Origin of the sequence: Haemophilus parainfluenzae, from assembly GCF_014931275.1 — a bacterium.
GTDB lineage: Bacteria > Pseudomonadota > Gammaproteobacteria > Enterobacterales > Pasteurellaceae > Haemophilus_D.
Genome location: NZ_CP063110.1, coordinates 1899769 through 1920809 on the forward strand (window position 1 = coordinate 1899769; position 21041 = coordinate 1920809).

Here is a 21041-nt window from a genome sequence, read left to right on the forward strand (position 1 = left end):
CATACTTTTTTAGCTTTATAGAGGATAAAATATGAATACTACAACTCGCACAATCTTTTCTCATAAACGAATAGCGCTCGTTGCACATGATAGCTGCAAACAAAACCTGCTCAATTGGGTAAAGAAACATAAAGAAGCTCTCGCTCCCCATCAACTTTATGCAACAGGTACAACTGGCCATCTATTGTCTAGAGAAACAGGACTTGAAATAGCCTCGCTATTAAGTGGCCCGATGGGAGGCGATCAACAACTTGGCGGACTGATTGCCGAGAAAAAAATTGATATGATGATTTTCTTTTGGGATCCGATGAATGCCGCGCCACATGATCCCGATGTAAAAGCCTTAATGCGTATTGCAACCGTTTGGAATATTCCGGTAGCAATTAATCAAAGCACCGCTGATTTTCTTTTAACATCAAGTTTGTTCGATCAAGAAATTGATATTGATATCCCTGATTATGACGGGTATTTAAAGGCACGTTTAGATTAAAACTCAAATAATCCCAACCTAATAAAAAAGGAGATAAATGACTTTATCTCCTTTATCTCCTTTCTAATTATTTCGTTGTTAATTACTGGCCCTGTGCCGCCATTCCCATCATTAGCATAAACAACACGCCTTGAACTTGCTCTTCAGGAATCACTTGACCATTAAGTTTGAGTTCGCCCTTTTCAAGCACTAAGTTAAGCGTCACATTTTTATCATTATTCACCATAATATTTTGTGCTGCAGCTTGTTTAGCTTGCTCTTCAATTTGTGCTTTAATCAACGCTTTATCTGCTTCTGGATCTAATTGTGTCATAAGTTTTTCTACAGTTGCTTTATCCACATGAATATTCACTGCAAAATCTGTAAACTGTTTATATAAACTCCCCGCCATTAAATCAAATTTCGGATCTTTCGCTAACGCCACATTTAAATCTAATGAGACTTTACCCTGACTATTTGAAATTGAAATAGGGTTTAGTTTAATTTGAGGTTGATTATTAAAAATAGCCATACCATGATTTTCAGCCCATGAACTTAAAATTTCAGAGACCATTTCCTGATTCGCATTTTCATCATCACTTACTGATTTGAAGACGGTGAAGAGTGCTTCAATTAACGCATTTGCTGCATTTGCTTCAATATGATTTAACTCGCTATTGTAAGTTAATTTTCCAAAATCTTTCCCATCAATAACTATCGAGTCTACCGTATTTTCACCTTTAAGATTCAAAAAATCACCATTAAGTGAAATATCAGATGTTCCTTTAGTCCCCTTGTAAATAATAGAAACCGTATCGTCTAAAGAATTGGTGTTAGTCATTTCGATACTTTCAGCTGAAGAAACGCTTTTTCCCGTATAAATATAAGCCCACTTGGTTGGGTTGAATGAGGTTTCAAATTTCAAGCCTTTCATTTTCATTGTTACTGATTTGGGCATAACAACATCTTTGCTCTCTTCTATTTCAATATTATCAAAGTTTGAATTGAAGCTTATTTCATCTGAAACCAGATCATATTTACCCGCACGATCTTTATCAACATCAAAACCTATATTGATATTTGACCAAGCTAATTTATTTTGTGGAGAATTTGGATCTGTCACTTCCCCAGCAGCTAGTTCAACTTTACCTTTTGTTGCTAAGCTATAGCTAGTAGAGGCTTGATATTGAACTGGCTTATCTGATTTAAGTAAATCAAATAAAGGTTGGGTTGTTTCATTTTTACCAATCACACCTTGTGCTGAAAACATAGTTGGAACAAAGTTGAATTTTTCTAGCTGATTAAGCGGAAATGGGCCATGATAAAGTTTCGTTGAAAGGGGAATAGTGAATACTTTCCCTTCTTTAGGTAAAGAAATAACCACTTCATCTTCTACTTGAGAGGTAAAGAAACCGCGTTCAAACTGTTTATTTTGATAAACAACTTTAAATGAATCAGATAAGCCTAAAGCTTGAGCTTGTTTATTTGCTAATTCAATTTGGCGTAAATATTCAGTTTGTGCTTTTTCCCCGGTAAACCAAGCCCCACCGACACCTACCGCACCGAGAGCCACAATCACACCTAATGCTACGACTGATTTTTTCATTTCGATTCCTTTGTTAAATTAATAGATGATTAAAATTGTCGACAATTTACCACAAAACACAAATTTTTTCTTATTTTTTCAAAATAATTTTATATTTCCCCCTTGAACTTTGTTCAGCTGGACTTATTTTGTGAAACAAGAACGGAAATGACCGCACTTTAAAAGGAAGAAAAAATTTAAATCTTGCCTCTTGAAATGCGGAAAAGTATCCACATCTTATTCATCGTAATGATTTACAACGAATTTAAAATTTACTTAGGAGTAACAAAATGGGAAAAATTATTGGTATTGACTTAGGTACAACAAACTCTTGTGTGGCAGTAATGGATGGTGACAAACCACGCGTAATTGAAAACGCAGAAGGTGATCGCACTACTCCGTCAATTATTGCTTATACAAATGATAACGAAATTTTAGTGGGTCAACCGGCAAAACGCCAAGCAGTGACCAACCCGAAAAATACACTATTTGCAATCAAACGTTTAATCGGTCGTCGTTTTGAAGATGCTGAAGTAAAACGTGATATCGACATTATGCCATTTGAAATCACTAAAGCAGACAATGGTGATGCTTGGGTAAATGTAAAAGGTGACAAACTTGCACCTCCACAAATCTCTGCAGAAGTATTGAAAAAAATGAAGAAAACTGCGGAAGATTTCTTGGGTGAGCCAGTAACTGAAGCAGTAATTACCGTTCCAGCATACTTTAACGATGCTCAACGTCAAGCGACAAAAGATGCGGGTCGTATCGCTGGTTTAGAAGTTAAACGTATCATCAACGAACCAACTGCAGCAGCATTAGCTTACGGTTTAGATAAAGGCCAAGGCAACAAAACTATCGCAGTATATGACTTAGGTGGTGGTACATTCGACTTATCTATCATCGAAATTGATGAAGTAGGCGGCGAAAAAACCTTTGAAGTATTATCAACCAATGGTGATACTCACTTAGGTGGTGAAGACTTCGACAACCGTGTAATCAACTACTTAGTAGATGAGTTCAAAAAAGAACAAGGCGTTGATTTACGTAACGATCCACTTGCAATGCAACGTTTAAAAGAAGCAGGTGAAAAAGCGAAAATTGAACTTTCTTCTGCACAACAAACTGATGTGAACTTACCTTACATCACTGCAGATGCTACAGGTCCTAAACACTTAAACATCAAATTAACTCGCGCTAAATTAGAATCTTTAGTAGAAGATTTAGTGGCGAAATCACTTGAACCTGTAAAAGTTGCATTAAACGATGCGGGTTTAAGTGCATCACAAATTGATGATGTTATCCTAGTGGGCGGTCAAACCCGTATGCCATTAGTACAACAAAAAGTAGAAGAATTCTTCGGTAAAGCGCCTCGTAAAGACGTGAACCCGGATGAAGCCGTTGCTATCGGTGCTGCAGTTCAAGGTGGTGTATTAGCAGGTGATGTAACTGATGTCTTATTGTTAGACGTAACACCATTATCTTTAGGTATCGAAACCATGGGTGGTGTGATGACTACCTTAATTGAGAAAAACACGACGATTCCAACTAAAAAATCACAAGTGTTCTCAACTGCAGAAGATAACCAAAGTGCAGTAACCATTCACGTATTACAAGGCGAACGTAAACAAGCATCAGCGAATAAATCTTTAGGCCAATTCAACCTTGAAGGCATTAACCCAGCTCCACGCGGTATGCCACAAATTGAAGTAACCTTCGATATCGACGCTGACGGTATTATCCATGTTTCTGCGAAAGATAAAGGTACGGGCAAAGAACAACAAATCACCATCAAAGCCTCTTCAGGTTTAAGTGATGAAGAAATTCAAAAAATGGTTCGTGATGCAGAAGCAAACGCTGAAGCAGATCGTAAATTTGAAGAATTAGTACAAGCTCGCAACCAAGCAGATCACCTTGTACACAGCACACGTAAACAATTAGAAGAAGCCGGTGACAAAGTTCCAGCTGAAGATCGTGCAGCAATTGAAAGCGCATTAAGCGATTTAGAAACTGCAGCGAAAGGCGAAGATAAAGCAGCAATCGAAGCTAAACTTCAAGCACTTGCAGAAGTGGCTCAAAAACTTGCTCAAGCTGCACAACCACAAGCTGATGCACAACAAGCTCAAAGCAACAGCAAACCAAATGATGATGTCGTTGATGCTGAGTTTGAAGAAGTGAAAGATAATAAGTAATTTCACTCTCACTAAAATAGAAGGGCGTAGCAATACGCCCTTTTGGTGTATTCATCAACCACAATTTTTCCTCACTTCACTTTATTTAAATAAAGTGAAGTGAGGAAAAATAAACCTGGAGGATAAATGGCGTTAAAACTCTACCCAATCGTACAGCAACGCTTAAATAATAACATAGCAGATGAGATAATCCTGTCCCTTTGGCAAAACAACCTCAATAAACTACCACAAGGTCACTGTTGTTATGGCATTTATTTTAATTATGCTACGAATTACCAAGCTGACTATGATTTTGCGATTGCAAGTGAAGTAGTATTAGAAACAGATATCCCGGTGATTGAAATTGAAGATTTGAGTTTCTACGAAGTTTTTCGTTGCAAAGTAGATGAAATTTATCAAACATGGCAACTGATCTGGAAAAAAGAACAACAAGGTTTACTTAAGCGGGCTTATTCGGTGGATTTTGAAAAATACCACCCTGATGGTTTGGTAGAAATTTATATCGCTGTTGAACCACATTGCTAAGCTCAAAGTGCGTAGAATTTTATAAAAAACGACCGCACTTTATCCCAAAACAAACACAACAAAGGAAAAAACAATGAAATTCGAAACGAAATTCCTCCATGCTGGCTACAGCCCTAAAAACGGTGAGCCACGTGTTCAACCTATCGTACAAAGCACGACTTATACCTACGATTCTGCAGAAGAAATTGGCAAGCTATTTGATTTACAAGCTGCAGGTTATTTCTATACTCGCCTAGCAAACCCAACGACAAATGCTGCGGAAGAAAAAATTACGGCACTTGAAGGTGGCGTTGCAACAATGTGTACGGCTTCTGGTCAATCTGCGGTTTTCTATGCGATGTTGAATATTTTAGAAGCCGGTGATCATTTTATTTCCTCTTCTTATGTATATGGCGGTACTTACAATTTATTTGCCCATACATTCAAAAAAATGGGCATTGAAGTGAGTTTTGTGGATCAAGACTTACCGCTTGAAGAACTCAAAAAAGCGATTCGTCCAAATACAAAAGCTGTTTTTGCTGAAACTATTGCTAACCCTGCTTTACGAGTATTAGATATTGAAAAATTTGCTGCCTTAGCGAAAGCTGCAGAGGCGCCATTATTAATTGATAACACTTTTGCCACCCCTTATTTTTGTCGCCCAATCGAATTTGGCGCAAACGTGGTCATTCACAGCACATCTAAATATTTAGATGGTCATGCTATTGCCTTAGGTGGATCCATTACTGATGGTGGTAACTTTAATTGGAATAACGGCAAATATCCGCAATTAAGCACGCCAGACCAAACTTATCATGGTTTAGTTTATACAGAAACCTTTGGTCCTGCGGCTTATATTGTCAAAGCACGTGTACAATTAATGCGTGATTTAGGTGCTACTCCTGCCCCACAAAATAGTTTCTTGTTGAATGTAGGCATGGAAACCCTTGCTCTTCGCATGCAACGTCATTATGAAAATGCACAGGCCGTAGCCGAGTTTTTAGAAAAACATCCGCAAGTCGCTAAAGTGAATTACCCAGGCTTATCAAGCTCACCAGATTACTCGCTCAAACAAAAATATTTACCTAGCGGTTTGTGTGGTGTCATTTCCTTTGAGATTAAAGGTGGCAAAGAAACTGCGGCAAAATGGTTAAACGCGTTACAAATGACCTCACGTGAAGTACACGTAGCCGATATTCGTACTTGTGCGTTACATCCAGCGACTTCAACACATCGCCAATTAAGTGAAGCTGAACTAGAACAAGCTGGTATTTCTGCAGGACTTATTCGTCTTTCTTGCGGTATTGAAAATATCCAAGATATTTTAGCTGACTTAGAGCAAGCATTTGCTGCAGCGAAATAAGTATTATAAGGCAGGCAAATTGCCTGCCACTTTAAATAGAGAGATAAAAGCGTTCAGCTTATCGCTTATTTTTATTTGTTTACTTATCTTAATAGTAAGCAAACAAAAACAAGTATAAATTAACGTATTTACCCTTGATATTTCTGCCTTCGGCATCATTTTTATTGTTAGGTATGTTGTTATGCAGTACCACACAATAACAAAATAAAATTTTTTAAATTTATATTTTTAAACGGAAAACGAAAACATTATGGCAAAGAAAGATTATTACGACGTTCTTGGTGTTGAACGTGGCGCAGATGAAAAAGCAATTAAACGTGCTTACAAAAAACTCGCCATGCAATATCACCCTGATAGAACCAAAGGTGATAAAGCCAAAGAAGAAAAATTTAAAGAAATCCAAGAAGCCTATGAAATCTTAGGCGATAAAGAAAAGCGTGCCGCTTACGATCAATACGGTCACGCAGCCTTTGAACAAGGTGGCATGGGAGGCGGTGGCTTCGGTGGCGGATTCAGCGGCGCTGATTTCGGTGATATTTTTGGTGATATGTTCGGTGATATCTTTGGCGGTGGTGGACGTGGTCGTCAACGTGTAGTACGCGGTGAAGATTTACGTTATGACATCCAAATTACATTAGAAGAAGCCGTAAAAGGTACAACCAAAGACATCCAAATCAATACGCTTGCTCACTGTGATAGCTGCGATGGTACTGGCGCAGAAAAAGGATCAAAAGTTGAGACATGCCCAAGCTGTCATGGTTCAGGTCGTATTCGTCGCCAACAAGGTTTCTTCGTAACTGAAGCCGTTTGTCCTACTTGTCATGGTTCTGGTAAGAAAATTGAAAAACCATGTAAAAGCTGCCATGGCGAAGGTCGTGTTCACAAGAAGAAAAACCTTTCCGTTAAAATCCCAGCAGGTGTGGATACCGGCAATCAATTACGTTTAAGCGGTGAAGGCGCAGCGGGTGAAAATGGTGCACCAGCAGGCGATTTATATGTGGTAATTCATGTTAAAGAACATCATATCTTTGAACGTGATGGAAACAACCTCTACTGCGAAGTGCCAATCAGTTTCTCAATGGCAGCGTTAGGGGGTGAAATTGAAGTTCCAACCTTAGACGGTAAAGTGAAACTCAAAATTCCTGCGGAAACCCAAACAGGCAAGCTCTTCCGTATGCGTGGTAAAGGGGTGACCTCTACACGTAGCGGCTACGCAGGCGATCTCATTTGCCGCGTGGTGATTGAAACACCGGTAAACTTAAATAAAGAACAAAAAGAATTATTAGAAAAACTGGAAGAAAGTTTGAAAGGGCAAAAATCTCATAGCCCGAAATCTTCAAGCTTTTTAGACGGTGTGAAGAAATTCTTTGATAACTTAGGTAAGTAATCCTAAACAGAAAGTGCGGTCAATTTTAAAACTGTTTTGAAATTGACCGCACTTTTATTTTATAAGTAATGACTTTACACGACAGAAATCGCTTTTATTTGCACATAAACATCCATGCCTTGAGCAAAATGCAATTCATTAAACGCCCATTTACTGATACTTGCCCAAACTTTATGCCCTTCTACCAACACCGCAATGTCAATGCGATTCTCTTGCGGAATGATTTGGACAATTTGCCCACGTAAGATATTACGAATGCTCGTTTGCTCTGGCTTGCTGAGAGTAAGTGACACATCGGAACTATAAATACAGACGCGTACTTTTTCATTCGCTTGATGATGTACTTCATTAATCCAAAGCTGTTGTTCGCCCAAAGAAAGTGCGGTCATTTTATAGGTTGGATTATGTAAATATACTGGCAACGCCAATACACTACTCTGTTCCGATTCGCCTTTCCAAGGGACAAATAACGGACTGTTCCACACATTTTCTAAGGAGTCATAGGCTTTCACTTTGCCGTTTTCCATCAGCACAACGCGATCGGCCAAACGTAATAATTCGTCCAAACTGTGCGTCACATATAAAATCGGCACATTAATTTCTTTAGATAGACTTTCCAGATATTGCATAAGCTCACGTTTGCGAGGCACATCTAAAGCTGAAAGCGGTTCATCCATTAACAAAATATCAGGATCTGTTAATAAGGCTCGCCCAATCGCTACACGTTGTTTTTCGCCACCCGATAAAGTAAGCGGATAGCGTTTGAGTAACGGTTCAATACCAAGTAGCTGAACGATATAGTCAAAGTCTTCACGGCTGACATGCTTCATGCCATAACGTAAATTGCCTTTGACGTTGTAATGCGGAAATAAACGGGCATCTTGGAATACGTAACCAATTTTGCGCTGATGCACGGGGAGATTCTCACCGTTCTCTACATCCACCAAAGTGCGGTCATTTAAACGAATAAATCCCTGATCAGGATGAGTTAAACCACTCACCAAATTAATCAATGAGGTTTTACCCGAACCTGACAAACCAAAAATAGCCGTCACACCTTGAGTTGGCAGTTGCAGATCCGCACGTAAGGTCAGACGACCTAATTGTTGTTGTACATTAATGTGTAGCATCGCCCTGCCCCAATTTTTTCTGCATCCGTTTACTTAAGGCTTCGGAAAGCAATAAAGAAATTAATGAAAGAATCACCGCAAACAAGCAAAGGCGTGCAGTTTGTGCTTCTGCGCCAGGTGTTTGGATAAATGAATACATCGCTAAAGGAATGGTTTGGGTCTCCCCCGCAATATTGGAAACGAAGGTAATGGTTGCACCAAATTCCCCTAAAGACCGAGCAAAACCTAATACTAAACCCGCCAATACACCTGGAAGAGAAAGAGGTAATGTAATTGTAAAAAAGACTCGCCAAGGCGAAGCGCCAAGCGTTTGTGCGGCTTGCTCTAATTTAAAGTCAATGCTTTCTAAGGAAAGACGAATCGCCCGCACAACCAATGGAAATGCCACCACCGCTGAAGCTAATACCGCTCCCTTCCAACTAAAGCCAAAGGATACACCAAACCATTGATATAAATACTTGCCAATAAAACCGTTACGCCCCATGGCGACTAATAATAAATAGCCGATTACCACTGGCGGTAACACCAAAGGTAGATGAATAATCCCTGTAATCAGTGACTTACCGTAGAATTCCTTACGAGCCAGTAACCAAGCGATAAAAATCGCAAAAGGCAAACTCCAAAGCATAGAACTCAATGCGACACTCATGCTTAAGTGAATCGCATCCCATTCCATCGGGCTTAATTGAAACCAAGAGAGCAAAATATTTCCTTGTGTATATATCGATATGACGAAATTTCTTTAGAGATAACAAAAAGGACAGTTTCCTGTCCTTTCTTTATAAAGTCTGAGCTCATTATTTCACAGAGAAACCATATTCAACAAATATTTTTTTCGCTGCACTCGATTCTAAGTAATTAAGGAAATCACGGGTATCCGCATTGTCATGATCTTTTAAAATCGCAACGGGATATTCAACCGGTTTATAACTATCTTTCGGGAATACACCTACTGCTTTCACGTCTTTACTCACTTTTGCATCAGTGCTATACACGATACCATAAGGGGCTTCAGCGCGTTCAACTAAGGCTAACGCACCACGCACATCTTTCGCACGCGCTAACTTATCTTTAACTTGATCCCATAAATTTAATTTGGTTAATGACTCTTCAGCATATTGTCCTGCAGGAACATGCGCAGGATCACCCACAGATAAATAGCTGTCTTTTAAACCTTTGATCCATTCACCTTTTGCAATATCTACTGAATTAGTGGCACTTTTGGCTGGTGCAATTAACACTAATTCGTTGCCAGCTATGACTTTCTCAGTCTCTTTAACAGTAAGATTCTTATCTGATAAATATTTCATCCATTTGTTGCTAGCTGAAATAAATAAGTCTGCTGGTGCACCTTCTTCAACTTGTTTTGCAAGGGTAGAAGAAGAAGCAAAAGAGAAAACGACGGTATTATTTGGCTTTTCAGTTTGGTATTGATCTGCAATTTGTTGTAACGCATCAGTCATTGAAGCGGCAGCAAACACAGTCACTTTTGCTGATGCAGCAAAAGATACCCCCATCCCTGCAATTAAAAGTGCGGTTGCAAATTTAGTTAATTTCATTATTTATCTCCTATATAAATGAAACTATATATAAAAAAATATACTGCGAATAAATTATAACGTGAATTTTTAAATAAGCATACAGAAAAACTTAAAGATCAAGTAAAATAAACAGAATTGTGTATTAGGAGGAGATGATGAAACAAACTGAAATTTTACTGACGATCAAACTTCATCAAGAATTATTTATTGATCCAAAACGTGTTCGCCTCTTAAAAGAAATTAAAGAATGTGGCTCAATCAACCAAGCAGCCAAAAACGCCAAAGTAAGCTACAAAAGTGCTTGGGATCACCTTGAGGCAATGAATAAAATCAGCCCAAAACCGCTTTTAGAACGTAATATCGGTGGGAAAAATGGGGGCGGTACCTCATTAACCACTTATGCCGAGCGTTTACTGCAGCTTTATGATTTGCTCGAACAAACGCAAGAGCACGCCTTTCATATTCTGCAAGATGAGACGATCCCGCTAAACAGTCTCCTTTCAGCAACGGCAAAATTCTCCTTACAAAGTAGCGCACGCAATCAATTTTTTGGTAAGGTTGCAAGTCAACATATTGTGGACTCTCGCTGCATTGTTGCAGTAAATATTCTGGATTTAGCTCACCCATTACACGTTTCGATCACAATGCGCAGTGCTGAGCGTCTCAGACTCATTACTGAAAAAGAAGTAATGGTCATGTTTAAAGCCCCTTGGGTGAAAATTAGTGCTACCCCATTAGAAGAAAAAAATAACCTTTTCCAAGCGACTATTCTTTCAATGGAAAACGAAGAAGCCATTGTGCAATTAAAGGACAGCTCAACTGAATTTTGTGCCAGTATTCATAGCAAAGATGGTTGGAAAGTGGGACAAGAGGTGTGGTTACACGTGGATCCAGAACAGATTATTTTGGCCACATTGAAATAACCTCAGAAACAAAAAGTGCGGTCAAAATTCACCGCACTTTTTTATTTTCGTTTATAACGCAATCTCATCAATCGAGCGTCCAAAACTCGGCAAAAAGACCTGTAAAAAATAATCCATTTCTTGACTGTGCCATTGTTCCATTAGATTTTCTAAGCGTTTTTTGGCGGTTTTAAATTCATGGTTACCATGCTCTAATTCAAATTGAGCCTTGATATAAGCACAAATCAAATCCGCTTGTTTTACTAGATGCTTTTCTTCTGGGCTAAATTGCTCACTATCTAAATATGGTGCAAAACTCTCTTGTAATTCAGTCGGGAGCAAACTAATTAAATGCAATTCTGCAGCCGCTTCAATATCTTTATAAGCATGGGTGATTTCAGAATTGAAATACTTAATTGGGGTCGGCAAATCACCAGTAAAGATTTCAGAGGTATCATGATACATCGCCATTACCGCAATACGCTCAGGATTCACTTCCCCACCAAAAAATTGATTTTTAATAATGGCTAAGGCTTGTGCCACAAAGGCAACTTGCAGACTATGCTCTGCTAAGTTTTCCTTTTCAATATTGCGCATCAATGACCAACGCTGAATTAAACGAAGACGATCTAAACAGGCAAAAAAGTGACTGGTTTTAACTTCCACAATATATCCTTAATTAGACGGGAACTCTTCAATAATCACAGGGAGATCAATCACTTTACCTAAGCGAGAAATGGTAACGATGACTTCAGTATTCGGTTTAGTATCACTGATAATTTGCATCATTTCACGAATAGACAGGTTATCTTGTTTATTTAAACGTAAAATCACATCACCTACTTGGATGCCCGCTTTCGCTGCAGGGCTATTGGCGGTCACGCCTGTAATCACGATACCACCATTTGAATTAGCGGTGATTTCACTTTGTACCCCAAAATAACCACGAATCACGCGTCCATCGCGAATAATTTTATATAACACATCATTGGCAATGCTGATTGGAATCGCAAAATTCAGACCTTCTGCAATTTCATTGGCTGTTTTACCAATACTTAACGTGCTGATCCCTACTAATTCGCCAGCTGAGTTAATCAACGCACCACCAGAGTTACCGCGGTTAATTGATGCATCTGTTTGAATAAAGTTTTGACGACCTAAAGAATCCCCTACGGCACTACGCCCTACCGCACTGATAATCCCTTGAGAAACACTTTGACCGAGGTTATACGGGTTACCAATAGCCAGTGCAATATCACCAACTCGTACTTGGCGTTCTTTATTTTGTGGAATGGTAGAAAGATTGGTTGCTTTGATTTTTAATACCGCAAGATCTGTCAAATTATCCGAACCGATTAAATTCGCTTCATAAATATTGCCGTTTTGCAATGCCACCACAATTTGATCGGCATTTTGAATAACGTGTTTATTGGTGAGAATATAACCGTCTTTGGTCATAATCACGCCAGAACCTAAGTTATTTACCTGTAATTGATCGCTATCATTAATGCTGGCAGAAGAAAAAGATCGGTTATACACGTTCACGACGGCTGGAGAAGCAATTCTCACGGCACTATTAAACGAAACGATATCATCAGCAGAAAAAAGGCTGCTGTTATTGAGCTTAGGAACGGCAAATAAAATAACACCTGCCGCAGCAAGCCCCCAAAGGGCGGAGTGGAAAAGTTTTTTAAACATTTTTTATTCTTTTATTAATAAGTTAGGTAAATAACTGAGCTTTAAATCATCCCCAATTCTTTCACATTCTTGCAGTTGCCACAATGGGGCATCAGCAAGTTTTTCCAAATGCGGAAGTTGGCATAATCCTCGAGCGTTATCTCCCAAGAGTTTTGGGGCGACATAAATAATTAATTCATCTACAGCATGTTGTTCAATCAGGCTTCCCGCTAAATTGGCGCCGGCTTCAACCCAAACAGAATTCACTTGTCTCTTGCCTAATTCTGTCATCAATAGATCAAAATCATAGTTTTCTGGTAGTAACATTTGCTCACAGAAATCAGGGAATACAGACATATCCCGTGGAATTGAACCCACAAGCCAAACTGGCGAATGGGTATGGAATAATTGATGGTTTGGTTGAACTCGATTTTGAGAATCTAAGATTATGCGAATAGGCTGACGCACAGTATCTTCAGCATATTCCGCTTTTAGAGCATCGGGGAATTGATTCCAACGCACGTTCAAGCTTGGATCATCGGCTAACACGGTAGCACTTGTAGATAAAAGTGCGGTCGCTTTGGCTCGCATTTTTTGTACATCTGCACGAGCGGCTTCACCCGTGATCCACTTGCTTTCACCGCTCGCCATAGCTGTTCGGCCGTCTAAACTCATGGCTAGTTTTAGCTGCACATAAGGCTTACCGATTCTCATACGTTTAAGAAAACCTTTATTTAAAGCTTCTGCTTGTTCGTTCAATAAATTGACCGCACTTGGTATGCCTGCATCGGCTAACATTTTTAAGCCCTTGCCCGCCACTTGAGGATTAGGATCGGCCATGGCTGCGACAACTCGACTGACACCCGCTTCAATTAAACCTAATGCACAAGGCGGTGTGCGTCCATAATGAGAACAAGGTTCAAGCGTCACATAAGCAGTTGCGCCTTTCGCTTTCTCACCGGCATCTGCCAACGCCACTCGTTCTGCATGAGGCTGACCAGCTTTAAAATGAAACCCTTTCCCGACAATTTCACCATTTTTAACCAACACACATCCTACGGATGGATTAGGCGTAGTGGTGTACTGCCCTTTTGCCGCAAGCTCAAGAGCCTGTTGCATAAATTTCACGTCATCAGGGGAAAAGGTATCACTCATACTAATCCTTTAAGCTTTCAATTTCTTTGGTGAATTCATTGATATTATCAAAGCTCAGGTAAACGGACGCAAAACGGATATACGCCACTTTATCTAATTCTTTCAGCTCATTCATGGCTAATTTGCCCACGAGATGACTTGGCACTTCGCGCTCACCTGTCGCACGTAATTGGATAATAATATGGCTGATGGCTTTTTCCACATCATCCGAACTTACAGGGCGTTTTTCTAACGCATGTTGAATACCGCTACGCAATTTATCTTCATTAAACGGCTCGCGTGACCCATCATTTTTAATAATTTTTGGCACCGCTAATTCGGCTGTTTCAAAGGTGGTAAAGCGTTCATGACAATTCCCGCATTCTCGACGACGACGCACTTGATACCCATCAGAAACCAAACGGCTGTCAATCACCTTAGTTTCTTCAGTTGAACAAAACGGACAACGCATTTTAGCTCCTTTTCAAAATGATTCTTAAGTCAGTATCTTATCAAAAATCCAGGATCTTTTCGATCTGAAGATCCGCGTTAAGACAACATTTCTCCAAACCAAGATGTGGTTTGTTTCACCAACTGTGAAATACCTTCCTGCGATTTAAATTGTTCTGTTTGCCCTAACACCCTTGCCCAATAAGGATCGGCTTTTCTATAACCATAGTTATCATCTTTCGCAAGGGATTCAATATTCGTTAAAACATTGTCAAAATTGACCGCACTTTCATCTTTTTCAATAAACTTCGCTATATTTTCTGTTGGAATGAGCTGAATTTGTTGTTGGCTCTGTAAATAAGCCTCAACATACATTTTCAGTTTCTCAAGTGCGGTTGATTTTTCTATTGTTTTTAATGTTAAATCCTTATCTTTAGCGATAATGCGTGGTGGCAGTGAATTCTCTTTTGTCGCCAGTTGAATGAGATAATAAAGCCATGGGCGAATACGATAACGCTCTTTATATTTTGCAAATCGCCATTCGATTATCTGATTTTCATCACCAAATAATGGCTCCATATAACCAAATAAGCGAATATTGCCTTGTGCCGTTTCCACCACAAAATCGACACTCTCACTGTGTGGTGAAGAATAATCCTTAATTTTCTCTTTAAAAGCCAATACATCAGCACGAATATCTTGTTCACAAACCTCCGCAAACTCGCCGCGTGGCATGATGCCTTTTACTCGCTGTTTGGCAAAATAATCGTTAAATTGCGCTTCCTCTAAATGCAATAACTCATTACTAATGCGATAATGATCCAAACCATTTAACGTGAAGTTTTCACTTTCTTCAATGCGATCATCTTCATCTCGGAAATACACGCCAAGCTGCTTTTCAAAAAAGAATTTCACTGGATTTTCAACAAAACTCACAAAACGATCGAGTTCAATTTCCGTTATTGGCTCTTGATTTTCGCCCATCGGCACAACAAATTCATGACATTTTCTTTCTTGGAATTGCGCAATCGGCAGCCATTTTTTTGCAAAAGAGCGGTTAATTTTCCCTTCATTTTGGAAATTACTTGGACTAAACGCCGTCATTGGATGTTGTTCAATCCTTAAGCCATTTTCTGAATAATGATTAATATAATCAATTAACTGACTCACCAATACTGAAGGTTCTTTAGGTTGATTATCAATAATTGAAGAGCCCACATAACTCACATAAAAATGGGATCTTGCGGCCAGTAAGGCTTCAAGGAATAAGTAACGATCATCATCTCGACGAACACGATCGCCTTTTTGATGATGATATTGCATTAAGTCAAAACTATTTGGTGTATGACTGCGTGGGTAATCCGCCTCATTCATTCCGAGCAGACACACCACTTTAAAAGGAATGGAACGCATTGGTAAAAGTGTGCAGAAATTCACTTTCCCCGCTAAGAAACGAAGGCTGTTTGGTGTTTCTTCTAAACGAGCAGACATCACTTCCGCAATGACATCCGCTTGCAAAGTTTCTTCAAAATTGACGGTCTGCAAATCATCGGCAAAGGCATTGATACAATCTTGAATATAAAACAAAGTATCCGCAGTTTCTTCATTTTGCACAAAGAAATCAGTCAAAAGTGCGGTCAATTTTTCACGCCATTTTTCAATATTGTGTGCCTTTTGCAAATCTTGATGCCATTTATTTAAGGCAGTAAAAAATTGATTCACCGCACCGACTAACTGCCCTTTCAATCCATAGCTACTATCAAGTCCAAGACTGTCTTGCCAAACGCCTTGTTCTTCACGCATCGCATAACCTAAGGTCATACGTTCAAGTCCCGCCTGCCATGCGTTAAAATTCAGTGTATTCTGCAATTTTTCTAAACCAAAGCGAATACCCGACTCTTTCACCCATTCACGGATTTGCTCGAGATCTGCAAGGGCAATATTAAAACGTTCACGGATAGCCGGAATATCCAATAAAGCCAGTACTTCTTCCGCGCCAAACTGACTTTCTCTTAAATTTAACAGAGAAAGATAGCTCGACACGATCACATCACTTTCAGACAATTTACTGTCAGAAATTGAGAATGGAATAACGGGGGCATCCGCACTATTTGCACCAAAGACAGCCTGAATATAAGGCGTATATTGGTTAACATCGGCCACCATGACCACCACATCTTTTGGTGTAATCTGTTCTTCTTTTGGCTTATGCTGATTTTGATTGAATAAATCCAACAAATAATCATGCAGCACTTCAACTTCTCGCATTGCGCTATGGCAAGATTTCACGACCAAAGAGCGGTCATTTTTCGCTACATTTAATGCACCATGACTTAACGTCAAAATTTGATTTTGGATCTGCCCTAACAACGTTTTTTCGGGAAGTTCTGCATAGTAATCACGGGAAATAGCTTGAATACTCTCCTCATCACGCACTAATTGGTAGAGAAAATCCCGTCCCATTTTTCCCCAAGAGGCTAAAAGCGGATTCCCGCTGAACAATTCTTCTTGTTGATTAGTGTAATCAAGGTTAGCAGGTTTCCATGACACTTGCTCGGCTGAAATTAAAGGCTTCACATCATTACTTTCTTGCACGAAACGCTGTCTTTCTAATAAATAGGATTTACTCAGATCTCGCAAATCGCCCCAGTACTCTTGACATGGATTATTAAAGAATAAATGCACGTCTGTTTTAGCTGAAATACCTTGGAAAATATTGAGATAAACCGTTGGTAATGCTGGAATACCAAAAATAAAAATACGTTCTGGTAAGTTGAGTGTCGCATTGGGATCACGACATAATGCTAAAAATTGTTGATTGAGGGCAGCACGATGTTTTGCTTTTCCACCAAAATCACGTTGGATATCATCCACCAAGGCTCGCCATAAAATTCCCTGCCAGTGAATATTGCCTTTAATTTGAGAAAGAAAGGTAGGATTTAACGCCGAAAGCCCCTGCTTTTGCTGATTAATTTGAGCCAAGATCTTTTCATCGTTATTTTCTTCCCATGCGGCAATCCATTCGGGACGATAGACGAGATATTGGTCAAATAAATCAGCAACTTTTAGGCTTAATTGATAAAGTTTTTGCTGTTCTGATGCTGGCGAGGACGCTAAATATTTTTTTAATGGTTCAAATTCTTTGTGCTGTAAAAAGGTTGGGATTAATCGCATTAATCGCCATAACGTTGAATCTTTTTCAAAAGGGTTTTGCGTGGAAACATTCGGCAAATTATCGGCGTAAAGTTTCCAAATAAAACTGGAAGGCATGGGGAATTGAAAATTCGCTGCAACGCCGCGTTTTTTAGCAATTTCCATTTGTAACCATTGTGCCATACCTGGACTTTGCACCAACACAATGTCAGATTGAAACGGATCATCTTGCGGTAAATTTTCCAACAGCAAAACTAAAATATCCTTTTGAATTTCTGGTTGGTTTGAATAATAAGTAACGAACAAAGTAACGCCCTTTTGAAAGCAAAAACAATGCGTTATTTTACTCGGTTTTCAATAAAAATTCACCTTGAGGATAGCGTATATTCACTTGATGATAATTACATTGAATTGCAAATTGAATGCCATTTTGTTGTACGCTATTTTCACAAGACAAGCCTAAAAACTGACGTTGAGCCTGATTCTCAGCAATTTGAATCGCCTGAAATTCTTGAAAAATCCTGACCGCACTTTTCCGTTGCTCGCTCGTCCATCGGTTAAAGATCAAAAATAACCCACTGAAAATCGATAAGGCTAATAAAAGTGACATTAACGACATGCCTTTATTCACTTTGATCTTGCGCACTTAAATCACTCCAACTTTTATCCACCAAACGCCATTGGCTATATTCTTGTACGAGTTTTGTTACCACGGCTTTACCGTAAGCCACCGTCACGCCCTCCTCTAACTTAAGTGAACCACCTGTAATCACCGCACCACTAATTCGTCCTTTGCCTGTTAAAGTTAAATCTCCTTCTACTAGCAGAATAGCACTTACATTCCCTTTAATTTCTAATTGGCTTTGCGTTACCCAATACACTTGCGGTGTTTTTTGAGCAATTAAAGTAGTATCTACTTTCACAAAGTGCGGTTGAAAATCAGCTTGTTTTTCGCTGGAAATAAAATCTCGCAGCATATTTTCATTAATGCCTTTTGTGGGTGATTTCTTAAATAACTCAGCGCGTTTACACCAAACAGAATAGGCGACTTTATCCTCTTCCCCTGAAGACTCGAAAAAGACCTGTTTCACTTTTTCAGAACTATTTAAAGGCAAGTTTTGGCAAATGTGCGTTTGTTGCTGCTGACTGATTTTCTGTAAAGGAAGACTTTGTTCTACATAATATTTTCGCTGACTCATTTGAGATCGAAAAAATGCAAAGATCTGTTCATCAAATAATAAGATCAATGCCAATAATCCCGAAAGTAAAATTAGCGCCGCCAATGTCACCATCCCTTTTTTCATGATCATTCTTCTTGATTTAATAAAGGCACCACAAGCGAAGTTTCATATTGAATATGCTTATGTGTTGTAAGATTTCCCGCGAGTTTGATTTCAATCCCTTTCCCTGCCTTTAACCAATCAAAACGTAATTGAGAAATATCAAACTCTTTTTCATCCAATAAATCTGTCCATCCACCACCCGCGTTACAAGTAGATTGCGTTAAAGCACGCTGACACTCTGCTGAGCGACAATCTGCATTTACCGCATTTTTATAGGTTTGTTTGGTTTCGATCATATTCCCGTTAAGTTTGTAACCAAATAGCTCCTTTTCGATATTTTTTGCCACATTTTTAATGCCATTTACGCAGGTATTTTTTGTGTATTTTTCACCAATACAGCCATTACTATTCAAATCATAAAAAAACAAGACACAACTATTTAATGGCGCATTGTCTGCTTGAGCAATGGTTATTGCTGTGCCCTTTTCGTCTAATTCAAATAAAGCGAGATTATCTTCGATGAGTTTTTGGTTTGCGGCTCGAAAGCCTACGCGGCGCAGATCTTTCCCGATGAGTTGAATTGTGCGTTGTAATTCAGCTTGTAATTTGAGTTGTAACATTAAACGCTGATTTTGCTGCTGAGTTTGGGCATAAAATTGAGCAACCAATAACAATAATAAAGCGGATAAGCCGAGTGAAATCAATAAGCTCACCAATGTTTCGCCTTTTAATGGTTTCATCTTGTACATGCACTCGCTGCCTGATCAGACTTTAATTTAATACTGCCAACATTGAAAAAAGAGAACAATGTTCGATGCTCTTCAGCCTGTAACATAAAACAATTTGTTTCCATGGTATTTCTGGCCCCATTAAATTTCACCGCCACTTCTGACGGATATAGTTTAGGGCCAATTAGCATCGTTTTGCCTTCAAAATAAGGATAGTAAAAATGCGCATAAAGGTTTTTAGGACAATTATGGGGATGAAAACAATCACAAAAATGATCGCTTTTTACTTGGGCTGTGATACACCAACGTTGATTTGCTGAATCTCGATTGGCCAAAATAAACCAAATCGCCGATGAGTTTTCCGCCCTCGCTTGAATATTACGTAAGAAAAAATAAAGCCGTTGTTGCTCTTTTTCGAGAAAATATTTGGGATCATTTTTCTGCCATTTAGGCAATGCAAACGCTAATGTTAAGCTTAAAATAAATAATACAATCAAGGTTTCTAATAAGGTTATCCCTTTATACATAAAATGCCTTCTTTTTTGACCGCACTTTAAAATTCCTTTAGAAGAAAGCCAAATTAGCTACTCTATTTTTGCGATACTGATCGCAAATTTCCTTTAAAAAACGGGAAAAACCGTGAATTAAACATTTTCAACTGGCTATTTACTAAAACTCCCTTATAATAGGCGACCTATTTATCTGTTCTTTAAAATCTGGTGGAAATATGAATCCAATGTTAAATATCGCTATTCGTGCGGCACGAAAAGCGGGCAACGTGATTGCTAAAAACTATGAGCGCCGTGATGACATCCAAACAAGTAAAAAAGGTATTAATGATTATGTGACCAGCGTCGATAAAGCCGCTGAAGCTGAGATCATTGAAATCATTCAAAAATCTTATCCTGATCATACAATTATCAGTGAAGAGCGTGGTGCATTAGAAGGTAAAGACAGCGATATCCAATGGGTAATTGATCCACTAGATGGCACAACCAACTTTGTAAAAGGTTTGCCACATTTCTCTGTATCTATTGCTATCCGTGTAAAAAACCGTACCGAAGTGGGTGTGGTTTACGATCCTATTCGTAATGAATTATTCACTGCTGTGCGTGGTGAAGGCGCAAAATTAAATGAAGTGCGTTTACGTGTCGATAGCCTAAATGAACTTAACGGGGCGATTTTAGCCACCGGTTTCCCATTCAAACAACCAAGCTTGATGCCAACTCAATTTGCTATCATGAATAACTTAATTGATGAAGCAGCAGATTTCCGTCGTACGGGTTCTGCCGCATTAGACCTTTGCTATGTGGCTTCAGGTCGCGTTGACGGTTATTTCGAAATGGGCTTAAAACCTTGGGATTGCGCAGCGGGTGATTTAATCGTGCGTGAAGCTGGCGGTTTAGTGTGTGATTTCAATGCGGGTCATGGCTATTTACGCTCAGGCAACATCGTGGCTGCTCCAGCGCGTATTTTAAAAGAAATGCTAAATAAAATTCAGCCTTGCCTAACTGAACAAGTGAAGTAAGACTCAATAAAAAGT

20 protein-coding genes are annotated in these 21041 nt (G+C 39.1%); 7 read left to right on the top strand and 13 right to left on the bottom strand.

The features are described 5' to 3' along the window. Positions 1 to 31 precede the first annotated feature (31 nt). A complete protein-coding gene (gene mgsA / locus INQ00_RS09135; protein WP_197546857.1) occupies positions 32 to 490 on the top strand; it encodes a methylglyoxal synthase in 459 nt (152 codons plus the stop codon). An 82-nt stretch (positions 491 to 572) separates the two neighbouring features. Here the strand turns inward: mgsA and INQ00_RS09140 are convergent, their stop codons facing one another. Next, positions 573 to 2075 carry a YdgA family protein gene (locus INQ00_RS09140; RefSeq protein ID WP_197546858.1) on the bottom strand — a complete coding sequence of 501 codons (1503 nt, stop codon included), beginning with the start codon at positions 2073 to 2075 and terminating at the stop codon, positions 573 to 575. Positions 2076 to 2344: 269 nt separating this feature from the next. Between INQ00_RS09140 and dnaK the strand changes: the two genes are divergently transcribed. The 4 genes from dnaK (at position 2345) to dnaJ (ending at position 7500) form a co-directional block, all read left to right on the top strand. Then, complete coding sequence (gene dnaK, locus INQ00_RS09145; RefSeq protein ID WP_197542233.1) at positions 2345 to 4246, top strand: molecular chaperone DnaK; 1902 nt, start codon at positions 2345 to 2347, stop codon at positions 4244 to 4246. A gap of 126 nt (positions 4247 to 4372) precedes the next feature. Beyond that, on the top strand, positions 4373 to 4771 hold the full coding sequence (locus INQ00_RS09150; RefSeq protein WP_197542234.1) for a GyrI-like domain-containing protein: 399 nt from the start codon (positions 4373 to 4375) through the stop codon (positions 4769 to 4771). 73 nt (positions 4772 to 4844) lie between these two features. Continuing rightward, entirely contained in the window at positions 4845 to 6113 is a 1269-nt protein-coding gene (locus INQ00_RS09155; protein WP_197546859.1) for an O-acetylhomoserine aminocarboxypropyltransferase/cysteine synthase family protein, read from the top strand. A 250-nt stretch (positions 6114 to 6363) separates the two neighbouring features. Next, positions 6364 to 7500, top strand: a complete 1137-nt coding sequence (gene dnaJ, locus INQ00_RS09160) for a molecular chaperone DnaJ (RefSeq protein WP_197546860.1) — start codon at positions 6364 to 6366, stop codon at positions 7498 to 7500. Positions 7501 to 7574: 74 nt separating this feature from the next. Here the strand turns inward: dnaJ and modC are convergent, their stop codons facing one another. The 3 genes from modC to modA all read right to left on the bottom strand — a co-directional run bounded on the left by modC (position 7575) and on the right by modA (position 10192). Next, on the bottom strand, positions 7575 to 8630 hold the full coding sequence (gene modC, locus INQ00_RS09165) for a molybdenum ABC transporter ATP-binding protein ModC (RefSeq protein ID WP_197546861.1): 1056 nt from the start codon (positions 8628 to 8630) through the stop codon (positions 7575 to 7577). Further along, complete coding sequence (gene modB, locus INQ00_RS09170; protein ID WP_258172058.1) at positions 8617 to 9333, bottom strand: molybdate ABC transporter permease subunit; 717 nt, start codon at positions 9331 to 9333, stop codon at positions 8617 to 8619. Before modB ends, modC begins: the two co-directional genes overlap by 14 nt. A 94-nt stretch (positions 9334 to 9427) precedes the next feature. After that, a complete protein-coding gene (modA, locus tag INQ00_RS09175) occupies positions 9428 to 10192 on the bottom strand; it encodes a molybdate ABC transporter substrate-binding protein (RefSeq protein ID WP_083304568.1) in 765 nt (254 codons plus the stop codon). Between the two features lie 134 nt (positions 10193 to 10326). On the opposite strand from modA, the gene modE reads away from it, so the two are divergent. Then, positions 10327 to 11094, top strand: coding sequence for a molybdenum-dependent transcriptional regulator ModE (gene modE / locus INQ00_RS09180; protein WP_197547528.1), 768 nt, complete (start codon positions 10327 to 10329; stop codon positions 11092 to 11094). 51 nt (positions 11095 to 11145) lie between these two features. Here the strand turns inward: modE and yfbR are convergent, their stop codons facing one another. From yfbR to INQ00_RS09225, 9 genes are all read right to left on the bottom strand, one after another. Continuing rightward, positions 11146 to 11742, bottom strand: coding sequence for a 5'-deoxynucleotidase (gene yfbR, locus INQ00_RS09185; protein ID WP_049374037.1), 597 nt, complete (start codon positions 11740 to 11742; stop codon positions 11146 to 11148). A 6-nt stretch (positions 11743 to 11748) separates the two neighbouring features. Next, positions 11749 to 12771, bottom strand: a complete 1023-nt coding sequence (gene degS / locus INQ00_RS09190) for an outer membrane-stress sensor serine endopeptidase DegS (RefSeq protein WP_054418592.1) — start codon at positions 12769 to 12771, stop codon at positions 11749 to 11751. A 3-nt stretch (positions 12772 to 12774) separates the two neighbouring features. Beyond that, positions 12775 to 13905 (bottom strand): bifunctional diaminohydroxyphosphoribosylaminopyrimidine deaminase/5-amino-6-(5-phosphoribosylamino)uracil reductase RibD, encoded by a 1131-nt coding sequence (ribD, locus tag INQ00_RS09195; RefSeq protein WP_197546862.1) that lies wholly within the window; start codon positions 13903 to 13905, stop codon positions 12775 to 12777. 1 nt (position 13906) lies between these two features. Next, the gene (nrdR, locus tag INQ00_RS09200) at positions 13907 to 14356 is read right to left on the bottom strand and encodes a transcriptional regulator NrdR (RefSeq protein ID WP_197546863.1); all 450 of its coding nucleotides are present in this window, start codon (positions 14354 to 14356) and stop codon (positions 13907 to 13909) included. A gap of 77 nt (positions 14357 to 14433) precedes the next feature. Next, the gene (recC, locus tag INQ00_RS09205; protein WP_197546864.1) at positions 14434 to 17793 is read right to left on the bottom strand and encodes an exodeoxyribonuclease V subunit gamma; all 3360 of its coding nucleotides are present in this window, start codon (positions 17791 to 17793) and stop codon (positions 14434 to 14436) included. Between the two features lie 37 nt (positions 17794 to 17830). Continuing rightward, complete coding sequence (locus INQ00_RS09210; protein ID WP_197547529.1) at positions 17831 to 18097, bottom strand: DUF5374 domain-containing protein; 267 nt, start codon at positions 18095 to 18097, stop codon at positions 17831 to 17833. 13 nt (positions 18098 to 18110) lie between these two features. Beyond that, positions 18111 to 18797, bottom strand: coding sequence for a DUF2572 family protein (locus INQ00_RS09215; protein WP_197546865.1), 687 nt, complete (start codon positions 18795 to 18797; stop codon positions 18111 to 18113). Further along, on the bottom strand, positions 18794 to 19510 hold the full coding sequence (locus INQ00_RS09220; protein WP_197547530.1) for a PulJ/GspJ family protein: 717 nt from the start codon (positions 19508 to 19510) through the stop codon (positions 18794 to 18796). The genes INQ00_RS09215 and INQ00_RS09220 overlap by 4 nt, the downstream gene beginning before the upstream one ends. Next, positions 19507 to 20025 (bottom strand): prepilin-type cleavage/methylation domain-containing protein, encoded by a 519-nt coding sequence (locus INQ00_RS09225; RefSeq protein ID WP_197542242.1) that lies wholly within the window; start codon positions 20023 to 20025, stop codon positions 19507 to 19509. The genes INQ00_RS09220 and INQ00_RS09225 overlap by 4 nt, the downstream gene beginning before the upstream one ends. A 200-nt stretch (positions 20026 to 20225) precedes the next feature. On the opposite strand from INQ00_RS09225, the gene suhB reads away from it, so the two are divergent. After that, entirely contained in the window at positions 20226 to 21026 is an 801-nt protein-coding gene (gene suhB, locus INQ00_RS09230; RefSeq protein WP_111315483.1) for an inositol-1-monophosphatase, read from the top strand. Positions 21027 to 21041 lie beyond the last annotated feature (15 nt).

What these genes read in the sequence shown, in the direction of transcription:
- mgsA (WP_197546857.1), top strand. Translation starts at nt 32, where the DNA reads ATGAATACTACAACTCGCACAATCTTTTCTCATAAACGAATAGCGCTC.
- INQ00_RS09140 (WP_197546858.1), bottom strand. Translation starts at nt 2,075, where the DNA reads ATGAAAAAATCAGTCGTAGCATTAGGTGTGATTGTGGCTCTCGGTGCG.
- dnaK (WP_197542233.1), top strand. Translation starts at nt 2,345, where the DNA reads ATGGGAAAAATTATTGGTATTGACTTAGGTACAACAAACTCTTGTGTG.
- INQ00_RS09150 (WP_197542234.1), top strand. Translation starts at nt 4,373, where the DNA reads ATGGCGTTAAAACTCTACCCAATCGTACAGCAACGCTTAAATAATAAC.
- INQ00_RS09155 (WP_197546859.1), top strand. Translation starts at nt 4,845, where the DNA reads ATGAAATTCGAAACGAAATTCCTCCATGCTGGCTACAGCCCTAAAAAC.
- dnaJ (WP_197546860.1), top strand. Translation starts at nt 6,364, where the DNA reads ATGGCAAAGAAAGATTATTACGACGTTCTTGGTGTTGAACGTGGCGCA.
- modC (WP_197546861.1), bottom strand. Translation starts at nt 8,630, where the DNA reads ATGCTACACATTAATGTACAACAACAATTAGGTCGTCTGACCTTACGT.
- modE (WP_197547528.1), top strand. Translation starts at nt 10,327, where the DNA reads ATGAAACAAACTGAAATTTTACTGACGATCAAACTTCATCAAGAATTA.
- degS (WP_054418592.1), bottom strand. Translation starts at nt 12,771, where the DNA reads ATGTTTAAAAAACTTTTCCACTCCGCCCTTTGGGGGCTTGCTGCGGCA.
- ribD (WP_197546862.1), bottom strand. Translation starts at nt 13,905, where the DNA reads ATGAGTGATACCTTTTCCCCTGATGACGTGAAATTTATGCAACAGGCT.
- nrdR (WP_197546863.1), bottom strand. Translation starts at nt 14,356, where the DNA reads ATGCGTTGTCCGTTTTGTTCAACTGAAGAAACTAAGGTGATTGACAGC.
- INQ00_RS09210 (WP_197547529.1), bottom strand. Translation starts at nt 18,097, where the DNA reads ATGTCACTTTTATTAGCCTTATCGATTTTCAGTGGGTTATTTTTGATC.
- INQ00_RS09215 (WP_197546865.1), bottom strand. Translation starts at nt 18,797, where the DNA reads ATGATCATGAAAAAAGGGATGGTGACATTGGCGGCGCTAATTTTACTT.
- INQ00_RS09220 (WP_197547530.1), bottom strand. Translation starts at nt 19,510, where the DNA reads ATGAAACCATTAAAAGGCGAAACATTGGTGAGCTTATTGATTTCACTC.
- INQ00_RS09225 (WP_197542242.1), bottom strand. Translation starts at nt 20,025, where the DNA reads ATGTATAAAGGGATAACCTTATTAGAAACCTTGATTGTATTATTTATT.
- suhB (WP_111315483.1), top strand. Translation starts at nt 20,226, where the DNA reads ATGAATCCAATGTTAAATATCGCTATTCGTGCGGCACGAAAAGCGGGC.